The sequence below is a fragment of the Candidatus Methylomirabilota bacterium genome (assembly GCA_036002485.1).
Taxonomy (GTDB): Bacteria; Methylomirabilota; Methylomirabilia; order Rokubacteriales; family CSP1-6; genus AR37.
The window spans coordinates 1-16,275 of sequence record DASYTI010000118.1 but is presented as its reverse complement, the minus strand read 5'-3'; the positions used below and the strand labels follow the sequence as shown (position 1 = coordinate 16,275).

18 protein-coding genes are annotated in these 16,275 nt (G+C 68.1%); 2 read left to right on the top strand and 16 right to left on the bottom strand.

From position 1 onward, the window contains the following. Window positions 1–17: 17 nt before the first annotated feature. The gene (locus VGT00_12110; GenBank protein ID HEV8532155.1) at window positions 18–944 is read left to right on the top strand and encodes an ABC transporter permease; all 927 of its coding nucleotides are present in this window, start codon (window positions 18–20) and stop codon (window positions 942–944) included. A gap of 21 nt (window positions 945–965) precedes the next feature. Here VGT00_12110 and VGT00_12105 read toward each other — a convergent pair whose 3' ends face one another. From VGT00_12105 to VGT00_12065, 9 genes are all read right to left on the bottom strand, one after another. Beyond that, the gene (locus tag VGT00_12105; protein HEV8532154.1) at window positions 966–2,123 is read right to left on the bottom strand and encodes a cobalamin-independent methionine synthase II family protein; all 1,158 of its coding nucleotides are present in this window, start codon (window positions 2,121–2,123) and stop codon (window positions 966–968) included. After that, entirely contained in the window at window positions 2,120–3,673 is a 1,554-nt protein-coding gene (locus VGT00_12100) for a carboxyl transferase domain-containing protein (GenBank protein ID HEV8532153.1), read from the bottom strand. Before VGT00_12100 ends, VGT00_12105 begins: the two co-directional genes overlap by 4 nt. An 86-nt stretch (window positions 3,674–3,759) precedes the next feature. Next, window positions 3,760–5,415 (bottom strand): thiamine pyrophosphate-dependent enzyme, encoded by a 1,656-nt coding sequence (locus VGT00_12095; protein HEV8532152.1) that lies wholly within the window; start codon window positions 5,413–5,415, stop codon window positions 3,760–3,762. Between the two features lie 70 nt (window positions 5,416–5,485). Next, complete coding sequence (locus tag VGT00_12090) at window positions 5,486–6,277, bottom strand: class I SAM-dependent methyltransferase (GenBank protein ID HEV8532151.1); 792 nt, start codon at window positions 6,275–6,277, stop codon at window positions 5,486–5,488. 27 nt (window positions 6,278–6,304) lie between these two features. Then, window positions 6,305–6,913, bottom strand: coding sequence for a DinB family protein (locus tag VGT00_12085; GenBank protein ID HEV8532150.1), 609 nt, complete (start codon window positions 6,911–6,913; stop codon window positions 6,305–6,307). Between the two features lie 4 nt (window positions 6,914–6,917). Beyond that, window positions 6,918–7,310 (bottom strand): Zn-ribbon domain-containing OB-fold protein, encoded by a 393-nt coding sequence (locus VGT00_12080; protein HEV8532149.1) that lies wholly within the window; start codon window positions 7,308–7,310, stop codon window positions 6,918–6,920. A 3-nt stretch (window positions 7,311–7,313) separates the two neighbouring features. Further along, window positions 7,314–8,480 (bottom strand): thiolase domain-containing protein, encoded by a 1,167-nt coding sequence (locus tag VGT00_12075; GenBank protein ID HEV8532148.1) that lies wholly within the window; start codon window positions 8,478–8,480, stop codon window positions 7,314–7,316. Window positions 8,481–8,487: 7 nt separating this feature from the next. Next, the gene (locus VGT00_12070; GenBank protein ID HEV8532147.1) at window positions 8,488–8,697 is read right to left on the bottom strand and encodes an NAD(P)-dependent oxidoreductase; all 210 of its coding nucleotides are present in this window, start codon (window positions 8,695–8,697) and stop codon (window positions 8,488–8,490) included. Window positions 8,698–9,086: 389 nt separating this feature from the next. After that, window positions 9,087–9,974 carry an MBL fold metallo-hydrolase gene (locus tag VGT00_12065; protein HEV8532146.1) on the bottom strand — a complete coding sequence of 296 codons (888 nt, stop codon included), beginning with the start codon at window positions 9,972–9,974 and terminating at the stop codon, window positions 9,087–9,089. Window positions 9,975–10,063: 89 nt separating this feature from the next. On the opposite strand from VGT00_12065, the gene VGT00_12060 reads away from it, so the two are divergent. Further along, window positions 10,064–10,234 (top strand): hypothetical protein, encoded by a 171-nt coding sequence (locus VGT00_12060; GenBank protein ID HEV8532145.1) that lies wholly within the window; start codon window positions 10,064–10,066, stop codon window positions 10,232–10,234. A 35-nt stretch (window positions 10,235–10,269) separates the two neighbouring features. Here the strand turns inward: VGT00_12060 and VGT00_12055 are convergent, their stop codons facing one another. From VGT00_12055 to VGT00_12025, 7 genes are all read right to left on the bottom strand, one after another. Then, window positions 10,270–11,280 (bottom strand): LLM class flavin-dependent oxidoreductase, encoded by a 1,011-nt coding sequence (locus tag VGT00_12055; GenBank protein ID HEV8532144.1) that lies wholly within the window; start codon window positions 11,278–11,280, stop codon window positions 10,270–10,272. 74 nt (window positions 11,281–11,354) lie between these two features. After that, a complete protein-coding gene (locus VGT00_12050; protein HEV8532143.1) occupies window positions 11,355–12,494 on the bottom strand; it encodes a cobalamin-independent methionine synthase II family protein in 1,140 nt (379 codons plus the stop codon). Then, a complete protein-coding gene (locus VGT00_12045) occupies window positions 12,491–12,886 on the bottom strand; it encodes a MaoC family dehydratase (protein ID HEV8532142.1) in 396 nt (131 codons plus the stop codon). Before VGT00_12045 ends, VGT00_12050 begins: the two co-directional genes overlap by 4 nt. A 10-nt stretch (window positions 12,887–12,896) precedes the next feature. Then, window positions 12,897–13,319 (bottom strand): MaoC family dehydratase, encoded by a 423-nt coding sequence (locus VGT00_12040; GenBank protein HEV8532141.1) that lies wholly within the window; start codon window positions 13,317–13,319, stop codon window positions 12,897–12,899. Further along, window positions 13,316–14,824, bottom strand: a complete 1,509-nt coding sequence (locus tag VGT00_12035) for a M81 family metallopeptidase (GenBank protein ID HEV8532140.1) — start codon at window positions 14,822–14,824, stop codon at window positions 13,316–13,318. Before VGT00_12035 ends, VGT00_12040 begins: the two co-directional genes overlap by 4 nt. A 53-nt stretch (window positions 14,825–14,877) precedes the next feature. After that, complete coding sequence (locus tag VGT00_12030) at window positions 14,878–15,675, bottom strand: sulfite exporter TauE/SafE family protein (GenBank protein ID HEV8532139.1); 798 nt, start codon at window positions 15,673–15,675, stop codon at window positions 14,878–14,880. Window positions 15,676–15,678: 3 nt separating this feature from the next. Beyond that, on the bottom strand, window positions 15,679–16,275 hold a 597-nt coding region (locus VGT00_12025), incomplete at its 5' end, for an NAD(P)-dependent oxidoreductase (GenBank protein HEV8532138.1).

Here is a 16,275-nt window from a genome sequence, read left to right as displayed (position 1 = left end):
CAAACGGGGAGCGCTCGGTGATCCGCGAGCTCGTCGCCTTCGCCGGGCGCACGCCGCTGTCCGCGGCCGGCGCCCTCGTGGGCCTGCTCATCGTCGCCATCGCGCTGGGGGCGAACTGGGTCGCGCCCCTGGACCCGCTCAAGACGAATTTCCGCCGGATGAACCACGAGCCGGACGCGCAGTCTCTGTTCGGCACCGACCAGGTGGGACGGGACACGCTCTCCCGCGTCATCCACGGCGCGCGCACGTCGCTCTTCGTGGCCTTCTCGGCCGTGCTCCTGGGAACAACGGTGGGCTCGCTGTGGGGCGTGGCCTGCGGTTATCTCGGCGGGCGCTTCGACCTGGCCAGCCAGCGCATCATGGAGATCTTGCAGGCGTTCCCGGATCTCATCCTGGCCATGGCCATTTCCATGGCCATCGGGACGGGACTGCCGGCCGTCATCGTCGCCATCGCCGTCACGCGCATTCCCTTTGGGGGCCGGGTGATCCGTTCGGTGGCGATCACCGTGCGCGAGATGGCTTACGTCGAGGCGGGACGGGCCAGCGGCGCCTCGGCGTTCCGCATCATGCGCCTTCACGTCCTGCCTCAGTGCGTGGCGCCCTACCTCGTGCTCGCCACTACCCACCTCGGCGTGGCCATCGTCATCGAGGCGGCCCTCGGCTTCCTCGGCGTGGGCGTGCCGCCGCCCACCGCGACCTGGGGCAATATGCTCGCGGACTCGATCACGGGCCTGGTGCCGCGGTGGTGGCTCGTGTTCTTCCCCGGCCTTGCCATCACCACCACGGTGCTCGCCTTCAACCTGCTCGGCGACGGGATCCGCGACACCCTCGATCCGCGCCTCTCCCCCGGCTTCCTTCGCCTGGTCACCGGCTCGGGACGTAGCGCGCCGGCCGTCGCGGCGCGCCCGGCGGCCGCGCTTCAAGAGGACAGAACCGGAGCCTAAATCCCCCTTCAGGGGCGGCTGTCACCCCCACAGCCGCTTCGTGGCCAGGTCCGCGCCTTCCCGCAGCGCGCGCAGCTTCGCCCACACCACGCTCTCCGCCACGTTCTCCGAGCCCGCGAAGGTGCCGAAGCCGCAGTCCGTCGAGGCGATCACCCGCGTCCGATCGCCCATCGCCTCCACGGCCTGGCCGATGCGGTCGGCCACCACTTCGGGATGCTCGACGTAATTGGTGGTGCTGTCGATGACGCCGGGCAAGAGGAGCATGGTGCCGGGAGGCGGGTTCCGCCGCAGGACCTTGTACTCGTGCTGGTGGCGCGGATTGGCCAGGGGCAGCGACAGCGCGCCCACACGGGCCCGGTAGAGATGCGGCAGCAGCGGCTCCAGGGGCACGTCGTGGGTGTGGGGGCCGTCGTAGTTGCCCCAGCACACGTGCAGGCGGATGCCCTCGGCGGGGATCCCCACGGTGGCCTGGTTGATGGCGTCGATGTGCAGGTCGACCATGGCCAGGAAGCGATCGAGCGAGTCGTCCTGGAAGAAGCGTGTCCGCTCCATGGCGAGATCGGGGCAATCGACCTGGAGCACGAGCCCGCGGGAATGGATGAGCGCGTACTCCTTGCGCATCTCGCGGGACAGGGCGGCGATATAGGCCTCGTGCGAATCGTAGTGGGCGCGGAGCAGGATGGTGGCGATGACTCCGGGGGAGGCGGCCGTCATGAAGCGCTCGGCGAACCCCGGCGATTTCTGGGTGGCGGCGAGAAAGAGATCGCATTCTCGGCCGGCCGCGCCGAGGTCGGCGTAGTCGATCTCCCCGACGCACTGGGGCGCGTTGCCGATGCGCGCGGCGCTCCGCCGGCGCTGGGCGAGCATCGCCTCGAAATCTGGATGTTCGATGAGATCGCGGGCCAGCCGCCGCTTGCTCTCGCCCCCGAAGCCGCGCATGCGTCCCGCGACATAGGTCGAGAACCCGGGACGCGGCATCTCTCCGTCATTGCCCACGTCGATGCCGACCTCGAACTGCTTGGCGACCACGCGCCGGATGGCCGCGTCCGCTTCGCGCTCCAGCGCTGCCGCGTCGATGGCCTCCCCTCGCTCCTGGCGCACGAGCAGGTCGCGCAGCGCGGCCGGGCGCGGGAGGCTGCCCACATGCGTGACGAGGATCCGCCGCTCGCTCTTGATCACGGCCGCATCCCGTGCGACGAGGGGCCGGGGCGGCGGAGTGGCGCCGCCAGCTCGGCGAACTCGCAGAGGAGCGGCCGCGTGTCGCGGGGATCGATGATCTCCTCGATCCAGAACGTCTCGGCCGAACGGAACGGCGAGCGGAGCTTGTTGAGCCGGGTCTCGATCTCCGCCATCTTCTCCTTTGGATCGTCCGCCGCGTCGATGTCGGCCCGGTAGGCCGCCTCGATCCCACCCTCGAGGGGCAACGAGCCCCAGCGCCCCGACGGCCACGCGTAGCGCGTGCAGTAGCGCCGGCCGTTACGGTGGGCGGCGCCCGCCACGCCGAAGGAGCTCCGCACGATCACCGCGCACCACGGCACGCTCGTCTGCCACATGGCCGACATGGCGCGCACGCCCTGCTTGATCGTCCCCGTGCGCTCGGCCTCGAGGCCAATCAGGAAGCCCGGGCAGTCCACGAGATAGACGACGGGCAGGTGGAAGGTCTGCGCCGTGTCGACGAAGCGCTCGACCTTCTGGCAGGTATCGGCCGACCAGGCGCCGCCATAGTTGTTCGGGTCGCTCGCCATGATGGCCACCGGCCAGCCGGCCAGCCGGGCCAGCCCCGTGATGACGGAGCGGCCGTAGAGCGGCGCGATCTCGAAGAAGGAATGGAGATCGACCACGGCCTCGACGATCTTCCGCATGCGATACGTCTTGCGGATATCGCGCGGAATGGCCCCGAAGAGCCAGTCTTCACGGCGATTGGGATCGTCCGTGCGTGGCCCGCGCGGCGGCAGATCGTCGATGGAAGAGGGCAGGTAGGAGAGGAAGCGCCGGGCGCGCGCGAAGGCCTCGTCTTCGGTATCGACGGCATCGTCCACCGCCCCCGCCTTCAGCTGGATCTCCCAGCCGCCCAGCTCGTTCTTGGTCAGCTTCTGCCCGATGCGCTCCACCACGGGCGGGCCCGCCACGAAAAGCGCGGAGATGTTCTTGACCATCACGGAGTAGTGCGCGGCGGCCAGATGCGCGGCGCCGAGCCCGGCCACCGAGCCGAGCCCGAGGGCCACGCGGGGCACGATGGCCATGTTGTCGACCACGATCTCCCAGCCGTCGACGCCAGGGACGTTGGCGCGGCCCGTGGTCTCGATGGTCTTGACGGAGCCCCCGCCCCCCGAGCCCTCGACGAGGCGGATGAGGGGCAGCCGCAGCTCCTGGGCCATCCGCTCGCACATGAGGTGCTTGCCCTTGATGGTGGCGTCGGCCGAGCCGCCCCGCACGGTGAAATCGTCGCCGCCCACCACCACGGGCCGGCCGTCCACGCGCGCGCGGCCGAAGACGAAGTTGGACGGGGTCAGGCTCTCGAGCTCGTTGTCCGCGTCGTACGTCGCCTTGCCCGCGATCTTGCCCACCTCGTGGAAGGTGTCGGGATCGACCAGGCGCGCGAGGCGCTCGCGGATGGTCAGCCGCCCCTCGTCGTGCTGGCGCTTCACACGCGCCGGCCCGCCGAGCTGCTCGGCGAAGGCCTCGCGCCGTCGCAGCTCGTCGAGCTCGGGCTTCCAGTCGTCAGGCATTTACTGAGCTACTCCTATCGGGAGAATCATCAGGGAAAGACCCACCCCTCACCCTGCCCTCTCCCCTGAGGGGAGAGGGATAGTTGCTACGCGCTCCGGACCCAGCCCCCGTGCACCGGATGATGCGAGCAGATGAACTCCAGGAAGGCGGGCCGGCCCTTGACGTTCTCGTCGAGGGCTCGCTTGAGAGCCGGGATGATCTCCGAGGGCTGTGTCACGTCCTCGGCGTGGAAGCCCACGGCCCTGGCCATGGACGCCATGCAGGCCGACCCGTGGTCGGACACCTTCCATGTATAGGGATCATGGCCCGCGCCCCAGAAGCCGGGGCCATAGCCCGAGTAGCCGCCGTTGTTGATATGAAGCGTGGTGATCCCGATGCCGTAGCGCGCGACCGCCTCGAAGTTGCCCATCATGTAGCAGACGCCCGCGTCGCCCGTGACGTGAACGCATTGCCGCTCCGGATACGCGAGCTTGGCCGCGACCACGCCGGCCAGGCTGAAGCCCAGGGTGGAGACATTGCCCCAGCCCAGGAACCCGCGCGGGATCTGCGCCTCGTACACCGTGCTCGTCTGGTCCCGCGTGTTGCCCGAATCCGCGGTGACGAACGAATTCTTCGGGTCGAGCACCTTCATGAGGTCGCCGAGCACACGATACGGATTGATCGGGATATCGGTCGACTCCATCCACGGACGGAACTTCGCGAGAAAGACCTCCTTGCCCTGGCGGATCTCCTCGATGAGCTCTGGCTTCTTGCGCGCGCCGCCCGGCCGGCGGCCGAGCTCGTCGGCCAGGGCCTGGAGGGTGAGCTTGGCGTCGCCGATCACGGCGTGGCGCGTCTCATAGCTCCGGTTGATGTCCAGCGTGTCCACCGTGCACTGGATGATGGTCTTCTTGTCGGGGTCGGGCACGGCATGGCTGAAGCGGTTGGGAAACAGGCTCGAGCCGATCGAGAAGAGGACGTCGGCTTTGCGGAGGAAGTGCTCGGCCAGCGAGCCCCGGCAGCCCACGGAGAGCGGGTGGTTCTCGGGAAAGGCGCTCTTCCCCTTCAGCGTGGTGAGCACGGGCACCTGCGCGAGCTCGGCGAACTTGAGCAATTCGCTGGTGGCGTCGGCGTAGAGGACGCCCTCACCCACGTAGAGGAGCGGGTCCTTCGCCCCCAGGAGAGTCCGGATGGCCGTCTTCACGTCATCCGGATCGGGGCCCGATCTCCAGCCCTTCACCGGCGTGTAGGGGTGCTCGGCCTCGTCGTACTCGCCCAGATCGCGCGGGACGAGCAGCAGCACGGGTCCCGGCCGTCCCGAGCGAAGCTGGGTGAAGGCCCGGCGGAGGTAGTCGGGCACGAGGTCGGCGCGATCGATCTTGCCCACCCACTTCGTCACGGACTTGAAGGCCGCGGCCATGTCGAAGTGAGTGTGCCGGCTCGCGCCCTGGCCCACGCCTTCGGCGATGACGAGAAGCGGCGAGGAATCCTCCCAGGCCTGGGCGATGGCGCCGTAGGCCATCTGGATGCCCGCGGCATTCAGGTTGGCCATGACGGTGCACACGCCGATCCGCTTCCCGCTCGTCACCCGCGAGAAGCCGTCGGCCACCGCGACGGCGAAGCGCTCCTCTCCCATCATGAGGATGGGCACGCCCTCTTCGCCGAGGGCATTGTTCACATGATTGGTGGGATAGCAGCTCACCCACGGGATGCCCTCGCTCTTGAGGATCCGCGCAAAGCCATTGGCCGCCTTGATCTTCATCGGTCTCCTCCTCTGTGGTCTTCCATCTCCGTGCCACGTAACCCCGTGACGACGGCCCTGTCAAGGGGGCTCATGACTTCCGGGCGAAGACGTAGAGCTTGCGGCCCCGCATGCCCGCGCAGTCGGGCTCGCCCGTGACGGTTCCCGCGAGATCCGAGTCCTTGAACTCGCGGTTGTCGTACATCGCGAGCACCTCGAACCCGCCGGCCCCCAGGAGCCGCCGGATCTCTTCGGGGTAGAGCAACCGGTACTCGGCGACATCCACGACGTCGGGTTGGCGGGGGGTTCGCCAGGTACGCGTGCGCTTCAGGCGGCGCGTGAGCCGATCGAGGCGGTGCACGGCCACGGAATCGGCCGTGAAGTCCGGCGTCTCGATGCGCCCCTCGATACGCTCGCGAAATCCGTCGCCGTCCAGGTAGCAGCGGGCATTGAGCAGGTCGAGGACGAGTAGCGACCCGGGCCGGGCGTGGGCGTCAAATGTCGCAACCCCTTGCGCGAGCTCCTCGTCGGTCAGCAGGTAGGAGAGCGCATTGCCGAGGCAGATCACGGCGTCGAATGTCCGCCCGAGGCGTACCGTGCGCATGTCGCCGTCCCGAAAAACGCACGAGCTTCCGCGCGAGCGCGCGAAGGCGATATTGGACTCCAGCACATCGACGCCCCAGCACTCCGCTATCGATGCACCGAGTAACACCAGGTGGTGGCCATTGCCGCAGCCGAGATCCACGAGCGACGTCGGGGGAGAGGGCAGGTAGCGCGCGAACGCCTGACGGCACATCCCGACCAGCGTCTCGCCCGGGTCCGGGAAGACGAGGTCGTAGAGGTCCGGGCGGTCGTACAGCAGGCTCCGAAACGGGGGCTCCATCTCGAGCGATCCGTGGCCCAGGCCTACCTACCGATCAGGCCGCTCGGTGCTCGGCCTGTCTCCGGGGCCTGGCAAGGCGGTCTTCGCGCCTCCGCGCGACTCCCCCGCGATCAGTGACTCGATGTCCGGATAGGCGTAGATGGTCCGGGCATTGTTGTCGGGCAGGCCGCCCGTATCGGCCGACGGCCCGTAAACGCTGTGCACCTGACGCCCCAGCAGTCGCAGGAGCGTCGTCATCTCTCCCCGGTGATGCGCGGTGTGCGCGATGCGCCGGACCATGATCCAGGCGATGCTTCGCGTCTTATCGAAGAAGGCTACCTCCCGTTGCCACCACGCGCGGTCCTTCTCCCGCAGCGCGGCGAGCCGCTTGCCCGAATCCTCCGCATACCGCTTGATGAACTCCAGGCGCGTCTCGCGGGCGGGCACCGGGGGCGCGCCGACATCGATGCCGAACATCCGGCAGAACCATTTGTCCTCGCTCAGGCACTGATGGACCATGTGCTCGAGCGGATTCCTGTCTCGCGGGGGCAAGGCGCGGGGGCGGATCGGCAAATCCGCATCCGCGAACATGCTCCAGACAGCGAGCGTCTTGAGCCGCTCGCTGTCATAGGTGTCGAGGAGGAAGTCGTATTCCATCCTGTCACATCGGGCGGAACATGGGGACGGGGGGGCCGCCCTCGCTCGGCTTGAAGGCCACGGTCACCCGCTGGCCGATCCGGATGGCGTCGAGGTCGCCGTCGACGATGTTGGTCATCATCGTCACGCCTTCCTCGAGGGTCACGTAGGCCAGCGCGTACGGGATGGGCACCCGCCGCATCACGCTATAGGAATAGACGGTGCCGCGGCCCGACGCGGTCACCCACTCCGTCTTGTCGTTCCCGCAGAACGGACAGATGGCCCGCGGATAGAAATGCACCTGGCCGCAGGTCACACACTTCTTGACGAGCAGCCGCCCTTCCGCGGCCGCGTCCCAGAAGGGCTTGGTCTCTGGATTGGCTTCGGGCGCCGGGATCTTCCGCTCCTGAGCAGCCATGGCTCACTCCCTCTCCATGATGAGGGTGGCGCTGCCGTGCCGCGTGGCCAGCGAGCCCCCGGTGCCGTGGGCGAGCGCGACGTCGCAGCTCTTCACCTGCACCTTGGGATGCGCCTCGCCGCGGAGCTGGCGCACGGCCTCCACCACCTTGGTCAGGCCGCCCCGGTTTGCCGGATGGTTGTTGCAGAGCCCGCCCCCGTCGGTATTGAACGGCAGCTTGCCCGTGCCGGAAATGAGATTGCCGTCGGCCACGAGCTTGCCCCCCTGGCCTTTTCCCGCGAAGCCCAGATCCTCCAGGGTGATGAGCACCGTGATGGTGAAGCTGTCGTAGATGGACACGTACTTGATGTCGGCCGGCGTGACGCCGGCTTCCGCGAAGGCGGCCGGCCCCGACCAGACCGCCCCCGTATACGTCAGGTCCACCTTGCCGCCCATCTGGTGCTTCGAGGCTTCCCCCGCCCCGATCACCTTGACGCGCGGTCGCTTGAGGCTCTTGGCGATCTCCGGCTTGACGACGACGATCGCCCCACCGCCGTCGCTGATGACGCAGCAGTCGAGCCGGTGGAGCGGATCGGAGATGATCGGCGAATTCACCACGTCTTCGACCGTAACGACCTCGCGCAGCATCGCGTGCGGATTGTGCTGGGCATGGTGCGAGGCGGCCACCTTGATCCAGGCCAGCTGGGCGCTCGTGGTCCCGAACTCGTGCATGTGTCGCATGGCGGCCATCGCGTACTGATTCACCACCGTCGGCCCGAACGGATACTCGAAGGCGGCGTCCGGGGAGGCGCCGTAGTTGCGCGGCGCCGTGCCCGTGGCCATGCCCTCGGCCCGCGGCCGGCCCGCCAGGGTGATGAGCGCCACGTTGCACTTGCCGGCGGCGATGGCCTCCGCGGCGTGGGCCACGTGAATGACGTAGGAGGACCCGCCCGTCTCCGTCGTGTCCATGTGGCGGAGCTTGAGCCCCATGTAGTCCGCCATGGAGAGCCCGCCCAGACCGGGCGCATCACCCGCGCAGAAATAGCCGTCCACGTCCTTCCCGGTCAGCCCCGCGTCCTCCAGCGCCCCCCGGGCGGACTCGGCGTGGAGCTGGGCCAGCGACTTGTCGTCGGCCTTGCGCGTGGGATGTTCGTAAATCCCTCCTATGTAGGCCTTGCCCTTGATGGTCATGCGCGTCTCATCCTTTCAGGGCGTCCGGATTCACCACGTTGATCGGCTGGCCGCTCGCATAGGCGAGCATCTGGTCGAAGATTGTGCTGAGCATCTGCTGGAGCCCGCCCTGCTCGACGTAGCCAAGGTGTGGAGTGCCCACCACATTGTCCATGCCCAGGAGCGGATGCTTGGCGCCCAGCACCGGCTCGTCCTCGAAGACGTCCACGGCCGCCATGGCCGGGCGGCCGGCGCGAAGGGCCGCCTCCAGCGCCCCCGGCGCGGCTGGTTTTGACGCGGGTAGACGATGAGCCGGAGCTTGTCGAGGCGCTCGGGGAGGGGCGCACGAATCGGGGTGCGCTCGCGAAGCAGGGCCAGCGCCTCGGTCTCCCGGAGCCTCTCGGCCAGCGTGCCGGTGTCCTTGGTGTGGTCATTCCAGATCGTGATGTGATGGCCGGCCACCTTGCTGAAGCACGGCAGCGTCCTGATGGTGTCCGGGTAGTCGTCGAGGATCGTGATGTTCATTTGGGGACCCGGACACCATACACCGAGGCGCCATTCCGGGGTGGGCGTATATGTCCGGTCAGCTCACGGCAGCAAGGCCCGCGGCGGCTCCCACTCCCGGGGTCAAGAGATCGCGCGGATGGATCGCTTCTGCTCGCCCTTCATCGATCGCACGCAGCGCTCCAGGTGCCGGTGCATCTCCTCGCTCGAGCACTGGTGACGGTGCCCGTGACCGGGCAGCACCCATTCGAAGCGATACGCGAGGAGCTTCTCCATGGAGCGCGTCTGCTCCGTCCAGGAGTACCAGCAGACATCGCGAGAGGCGGCCAGACGGCGGACATTCGGAGACCAGGCGAGATGGTCGCCGGTAAAGAGCATGCGCCCGGAGTACAAGAGCACCTGATGCCCTTTGGTGTGACCGGGCGTCGGGATCACGAGGAGGTCATCTTCCAGGCGGGTCGCCTCCCTGCCCTCGATGCGGCGCTCGACGGGAAAGCGGGCGTCGTCCGCGTGCATCACACGCTCGCACCCGAAGTGACTCCGGAACTTCGCGTGCTCCGCGACGTCATCGACATGCGTCAGGAACATGAAGCGGACGCCGCCCATCTCCTCGATCCGGCGGACGAGGTGGCGGGCGAAGCGGGGTGAGTCGACGAGCACGTTGCCCTGGGGGCGGACGACGAGATAGCTCGAGCCGCCGTAGGTGTCCTCGGAGGCGAAGCCGCAGAAATACACGTTCCCCTCGACCCGCTCGGGATAGGCGGCGATCGCCTCCGACAGGTCGCGCTTCCCCAGGGCGCCGATGGAGCCGATGGGACACGTGACCATGGCCTTCTCGGCCCGCCGCGCTTCGCCAGCGGTGGCGGGCTGGCGGAACACGATCGAGTGCTCGCCCTTGGCGCGGAAAGTTGCCGGCGCGATCTGCCGGCACTGGTCGCAGTCGATGCAGGTCGAGTCGACGTAGAATTCGCCCGCCGCGTTTCCGGGAAGCCGCTTCTTCACGCTCGCCATGAGCTCATGGTACCGCCGACGAATGCGTTATGCTGACGCAGAGTCGGCGGCCGCATGGGGTGCGAGGCTCGCCAAAGGAGGAATGGCCAATGGCCTTCGGGATTTATCTCATCGGGTACTGCATCCTGATCATTGGCCTGGCCATCGGTGCCCACTTGCTCCATGTGCCCCCGAAATGGATAGGGGTGGGCGTCATCTGCCTGGTCGGCATCGGCATCGCCCGCGGCGTGACCAGGACGAGAGAGAAGGACCCCTCGTAGAAGGGATAGCGCGGACCTGAGCTTCAGTCCCCCGCCTAGATCCGGCGCAAGGCCGGAAGCAGCTCATCGCTGATCAGACGCATGCTGGCCAGGGCAGGCCCCACCGGCATGCCGCTCCAATGCGTGCGTAAGAAGAGGAAATTGGCGCCCGCCTCTTCCCAGCACGGCCGCAGCTGCTCGTAGCACTCCTCCGGACTTCCGAACACGAACCGGTCACGGAGCAGAGACTCGAAGGGCTGGTGAAAGGTCTCGTCCCCGGGCATCACGGCGTCCTGTCCCCACGACGCATACGTGCGGTACTTGTTGGCGAGATAAGGGCCGGCCATCTCCAGCGCGGTCGGAGTGTCCCTGGCGCAGAAGATCTCCTTGATGAGGGGAAGGACCCGCGGGAACGGCTTGCCGAGCCTCGCCAGCTCGGCGCGGTACAGCTCCATCTGCCGCTTGATGGTGGTCATGGTCGCGTGTGGATTCACGAACCACGTGTCGCCGATTCGCGCGGCGCGCCGGATGGCGTTGTCGTTGTTGGCGGCCACCCAGATGGGCGGGTGGGGCTGCTGGACGGGCCGGCACGTCAGGGTGACGTTCGAGAGCGTGCAGACGTCATTGTCCACCGTCACCTTGTCCTCGGTCCACAGACGCTTCACGACCTCCAGACACTGCTCGAATCGACGCAGGCGCTGCCCGCGGGGCACCTTGAAGGCGTCGAACTCGACGTCCCGATACCCGAGCCCGATGCCGAACACGAAGTTGCCCTGCCAGATGACGTCGAGGGAGGCCATGCACTCCGCCACTTCCACGGGGTTGTGCAGGCCGATGAGCAGGACCCCGGCCACGCCCGTCATGTGGCCCGCGTCGGCGGCCAGGCGGGCCAGGTATGGGATGAGCTGAAGCTGGCTCATGCCTTCGCTGAGGTAGTGCTGGCCCGTGGCCACGGCGTCCCAGCCGCGATCCCGCGCCAGGCGCGTCATGAGGCACTGGTCCTCGAGGGCGGAGATCATGTCACTTCCCACCGGGTTCTGATTCGTCAGGAAGATCCCGATCTTCATCGTGTTCTCCTTATCGAAGACCACCCCTCACCCTCCCCTCTCCCCTGAGGGGAGAGGGATGTGAAACGTGCTGATCAGGACCAGAGGCGGGCGGAAGCGAGGCGGGCCCCCTCGGCCATCGACTTGAACTTGGCCCACGCGATCTCGGGCTCGACCTGGAGGGTGGATCGTCCGAATGTCGCGAAGCCGCAATCGGTGCCGGCCATCACGCGCTCCCGGCCCACCACCTCGGCATAGCGGACGAGCCGCTGGGCAACCAGCTCGGGGTGCTCGATGAAGTTGGTGGTGGAGTCGAGCACGCCGGGGATGAGAATCTTCTCCTCAGGCAGGCGCACCTCCTGGAACACGACCCATTCGTGCTCGTGGCGCGGATTGGCGCCTTCGAGTGAGAGGGCTTGGGGCCGGGCCTTGAGGGCCACGTGGATGATCTCCCGCAGCGGAATGTCCCGATGATGCGGCCCCTCGTAATTACCCCAGCAGAGGTGCAGCCGCATCCGGTCCGGCGGGATGTCGCGGAGGGCGTGGTTGAGCGCCTCCACATTGGCCTCGGCGATCTTCACGAACTCCGCGTTGCTGAGGCTCGGGAAGGCGAGGTGGCGCCCCATGGCGAGATCGGGGCAGTCGACCTGGAGCACGAATCCCGCGCGGTGGATGGCGTCGTACTCTTCCTTCATGACGTCGACGAGGCGCGCCAGGTAGGCCTCCCGGCTCGGATAGTACTCGTTACGCAGGAAGTGGGCGATGACGCCGGGCGAGGCGGCCGTCATGAAGGCCTCCGTCGGCTTGACGCCGTCGAGGGCGGCGCGCAGGTTGGCCACGTCCTTCTGCACGGCCCCGCGGTCTTGCCACTCGATGGGGCCATCGCAGGAGGGGCGGGACACGGCCGAGCGCCGCTCGGCGCGGGCGGCGGCCTCGGGAAAGTCGGCCCAGTCGGCCCGGCTCGGCAGCGCACTCTGTCCCCCAAACCCCGTGAGGCGATGCCGCACATACGTCGAGTAGCCGACCTTGCCCTGCTCGCCATCGTTGACGATGTCGAGCCCTGCCTGCACCTGCTGCCGCACGATGTCCGCCACCGCGCGGCGCACCCGGTCGTCGAAGGCGGCGGGGTCGAGCGCGTACCCGGCGTCCATCGACTCCAGCATCGCCGTCAGGTCGGGAGGCCGCGGCAGGCTGCCCGTGTGGGTGGTGAGGATACGCTCCGTGCTGCGCTTCACGGCTCGAGGCCGCTCGCAGTGCCGATCGCCGTCTTCTCGCCGTGCTGGTTCACGCACCAGACCTCCACCACGATCCGCGTGCCGCCATGCTCCGGGCGCCGGTCCTTGACCACGCCGTGCACGGTGAGCCGGTCTCCGGCATAGACGGGCTTGACGAAAGTCATCGAGATCGTGCCGCCCTTGACGAAGCCAGCGCCCAGGAACCGCGTCATCATCTCCGAGACATAGGCCGTCGACATCATGGCCTGAGCAAGGGGAGCGCGGAATCCCTTGGCCCTCGCCCAGCTCTCATCCGTGTGAATGGAGCGCGGCCGCACCACGGAATACGCGTCGATCTTGCGCTGGGAGATCTCCTTCACGAGGGACGGGAGGGTCTCGGTCATGGTCTCCATGGCTGGCCTCTCAGTCGCGAAAGAGCATCTGGGTGAAGCGGCCACGGACGAGCGGCGTGCCGTTCTCGTCCTCGGTCACGAACTCCGTCACCATGTAGGGCTTGCCGCGGCGCTCGTACTTGTCGACGACCTTGCCGCGCGAGCGCGTGCGCACGCCGGGCCGGATCGGCTCCAGGAACTCGAAGTCCATCTTCGCGTGAAGCCCCGCGTGTACGATGTAGCGGCCGTGGCGCATGCGCAGGGCCTGGTTCCCGAGCAGCGTGGGGTGCGCGATGGGGCCCCCGAAGGGCGAGTCCTCGAGGAACCAGGGATGGTGATCCTCCACCGCGAAGGCGTACGTCTCGACGTCTTCGGGGGTGACGAGATGCTCGTCGGAGACGAACTCCTCGCCGACCTCGAGGGCCTCGTAGGTCAGCTTCTTGAACTGGATCATCGTGGTCCTCCACTTCGGGTGCGGGGAACGGGGTGGACGTTGGCCTCGAACGGATAGAGGGGCCGGCGGCGGTTCCGATACGTGAAGCGCTGGAGGTCCGAGCTGGTGACGCCCTCACCGTCGCACAGGACGATGTGCCGGGCGATCGGCTCGAAGCCGGCCCGGAAGTGCTGCCGCGACTTGATGAGGACGTATCGCTTGCCACGCGGGTCGATGCCACAGTGAGTGAACACGCCCACATCGAACGGCTCGCTGCGGCGCTCCGAGACGACGATCTGCATGCTTCCGGTATCGAGCACGGCGGTCCGGCCCATGCGCACGCGCGTGCCCGTGGCCATCGGCCCCGTGACCACGAACTCGCCCTCCGTGATGCGCGCGACCTTGCCGGTGATGGTGAGCGGCCTGCCCGTGAGATTGACCTGTGGCATGTCGACCTTGCCGCCCAGAGGCAGGGTGACGCTGGCCGCGGTGCCCGCGGCCAGAATACGCGCGATGCCGGCAGGATCGCAGATCGGTCCGGCCACGACGTCCGCGAGGCCCTGTCGCATGGTCTCCTCGATCACGCTCATCACGTCCTGCGTCCCCCCGGAGGCGGTATTGTCTCCATGATCCACCAGGACAATGGGGCCCTCGCCGAGCGTCCGTGCCTGCGCGATCTGGCTCGAAAGCGGGGCGCCGCGGTAGAGGAATGCTTCGCGCCGGTCCCAGGCCAGGTCGAGCAGCTGGTCGAGCAGGGCCTGGCCCGCCTCCGGGCGCCGGTCGCACACGATCACCGCCGAGCAGGAGAGATGCGGGATGTCAGCATGCGGAAAGCCGCCGAACACGGACGCGTTGACCACGGCGCCGGACGACTCCGCGCCCATCGCCATGTCCATGATGTCCTTCATGGGCTGGCGAGAGGGAGTGTGCACAAGCGTGCTCGTCATCATGGGCAGCCATCCCCATACCATCACGGGCTCGATCTCGCCGGCGAGGGCCCGCACGAGCGTCCGGGCGGCCCGCTGAGCCGTCTCGCCCATGTCGATGTGCGGATAGGTCCGGTACCCGGTCAAGACAGTCGCGAGGTCGACCATGGGCGCCGTCATGTGCGCGTGGAAATCGAGCCCCACGGCGATGGGCAGGCGTGGCGCCACCGCGCGAATGCGACGCAAGAGCTCGCCCTCGCCGTCGTCCACGTGCTCGGCCACCATGGCGCCGTGCAGGGCGAGGAAGGCCGCGTCGCAGCCGTTCCTGATCCCGCCCACGATCGCCTCGCACATGTCCTCGTAGGCCGCGCGCTCCACATAGCCGGACGGGTGGGCGCCCGCCGCGAGGGGCACGACGATCTCCGCCCCCGTCTCCTTGGCCACGTGCAGGAAGCCGCCGAGCTGGGTATTGGTGTCCTGGAACTCCTGGATGGCTGCGGGGCCGGAGAGCGGGCGGAACGAGGCCAGGGGCGTGGGCACCGGCGAGAACGTGTTGGTCTCGTGCATCATCATCGCGACGAGAATCTTGCCGCGGGCCATGGCCGTCCTCTCAGGTGTCCCGCATGAGCTACGCCGCCCGAGCATACCTCAGGCTACGTGGCTGCGCTGTACCTCACCGCGGCCAGCACGAGCCCGGCTACCCCGAGACCGGCGAGGAACCAGAGCACGACCCGACGAAACGTCTGCGGCTCGGTGGCGATGAAGCGCCGGTGCCCCAGCCAGATCCCGAGAGCGACGAAGGGCAGCGCGTAGAGCCCGAGGACCATGGCCTGGGCGTCCAGCAGGCCGCCCGCCCTCGCCAGCAGCAGCGCGTAGACATCGGTGGCCACGAAGAACGCGATGAGGGTGGCGCGGCCTCTCTCCCTGGCGCCCACCGAGGAAAAATAGAAGATCACGACCGGAGGTCCGGCGAGCCCCGTCGATCCGTTGAGGAGCCCGGCGAGGCATCCTACCCCGAAGGTCGCCCCGGGCCCCGGCGTGGCCCGGAGGACGAATCCCTTCAGCAAGACGAGGGCGACCATGACCACTACGGCCGAGACGAGGGCGCGCATGAGATTCAGCGGCGCCTGGGCGAGCACGGCGAGCCCGACCGGGGTGGCCACGATGCAGCCGCTGACGATCCACACGAGCGAGCGCCAGTCCACGTCGTGCCAGACCGACGGCAAGAGACCCACCGAGGCCACGATCTCGAGGGCGAACATGGCCGGCACCACCTGAGCGGGCGGCATCGCGAGGGTGAGGGCGGAGACGGCGATCATCGACGAGCCAAAACCGCTGAATCCCCGGACGACGAAGGCGCCCAGAATGCAGAGGCCGACGTAACCAAGAAGAAGAGGCGACCTCGCGAACCAGGCCGAGGCCGCCTCGACGAGTGCCGGCAGGAGGGGCACCCCCTACTTGCCGCGCGGCACCTCCAGGGCGGCGAGCTTCTCGATGATGGTCATGACCACCGTGGTGTCCTTGTCGGCCAGGCCGGCCGCCATGGCCGCCTGCTCGTAGCGCTGGGCCACGTTGGAGAAGCTGACGGGGACGTGGAGGTCCTTGGCGATGGTGTTGAAGGTCTCGAGGTCCTTGTTCATCAGGAACACCTTGAAGCCGGGCTCGAAATCGCGCGGAATGATCGCGCGCGGAATGCGATCGAGGGCCTTGCTCCCTCCACTGCTCGCCTTCACCACGTCGTGGATGATCATGGGATCGAGTCCGGCCTTGATCCCGAGCACCAGCCCTTCCATCATGGCCAGCGAGTTGACGCAGGCCATCATGTTGTTGATCGCCTTCACGGTGTTGCCGGCCCCGACCGGGCCCACGCTGAAGATGTTGGGGCCGATGGAGCGGAGCACCGGGCGGGCGCGCTCCAGCACCTGGGGGTCGCCGCCCACCATGACGGCCAGGGTGGCGGCGCGCGCGCCGGCGACGCCGCCGCTCACCGGCGACTCCAAGAAATGCACGCCGCGCGCCTTGGCGCGGGGCTCGAGCTTGCGCGGGGTCGA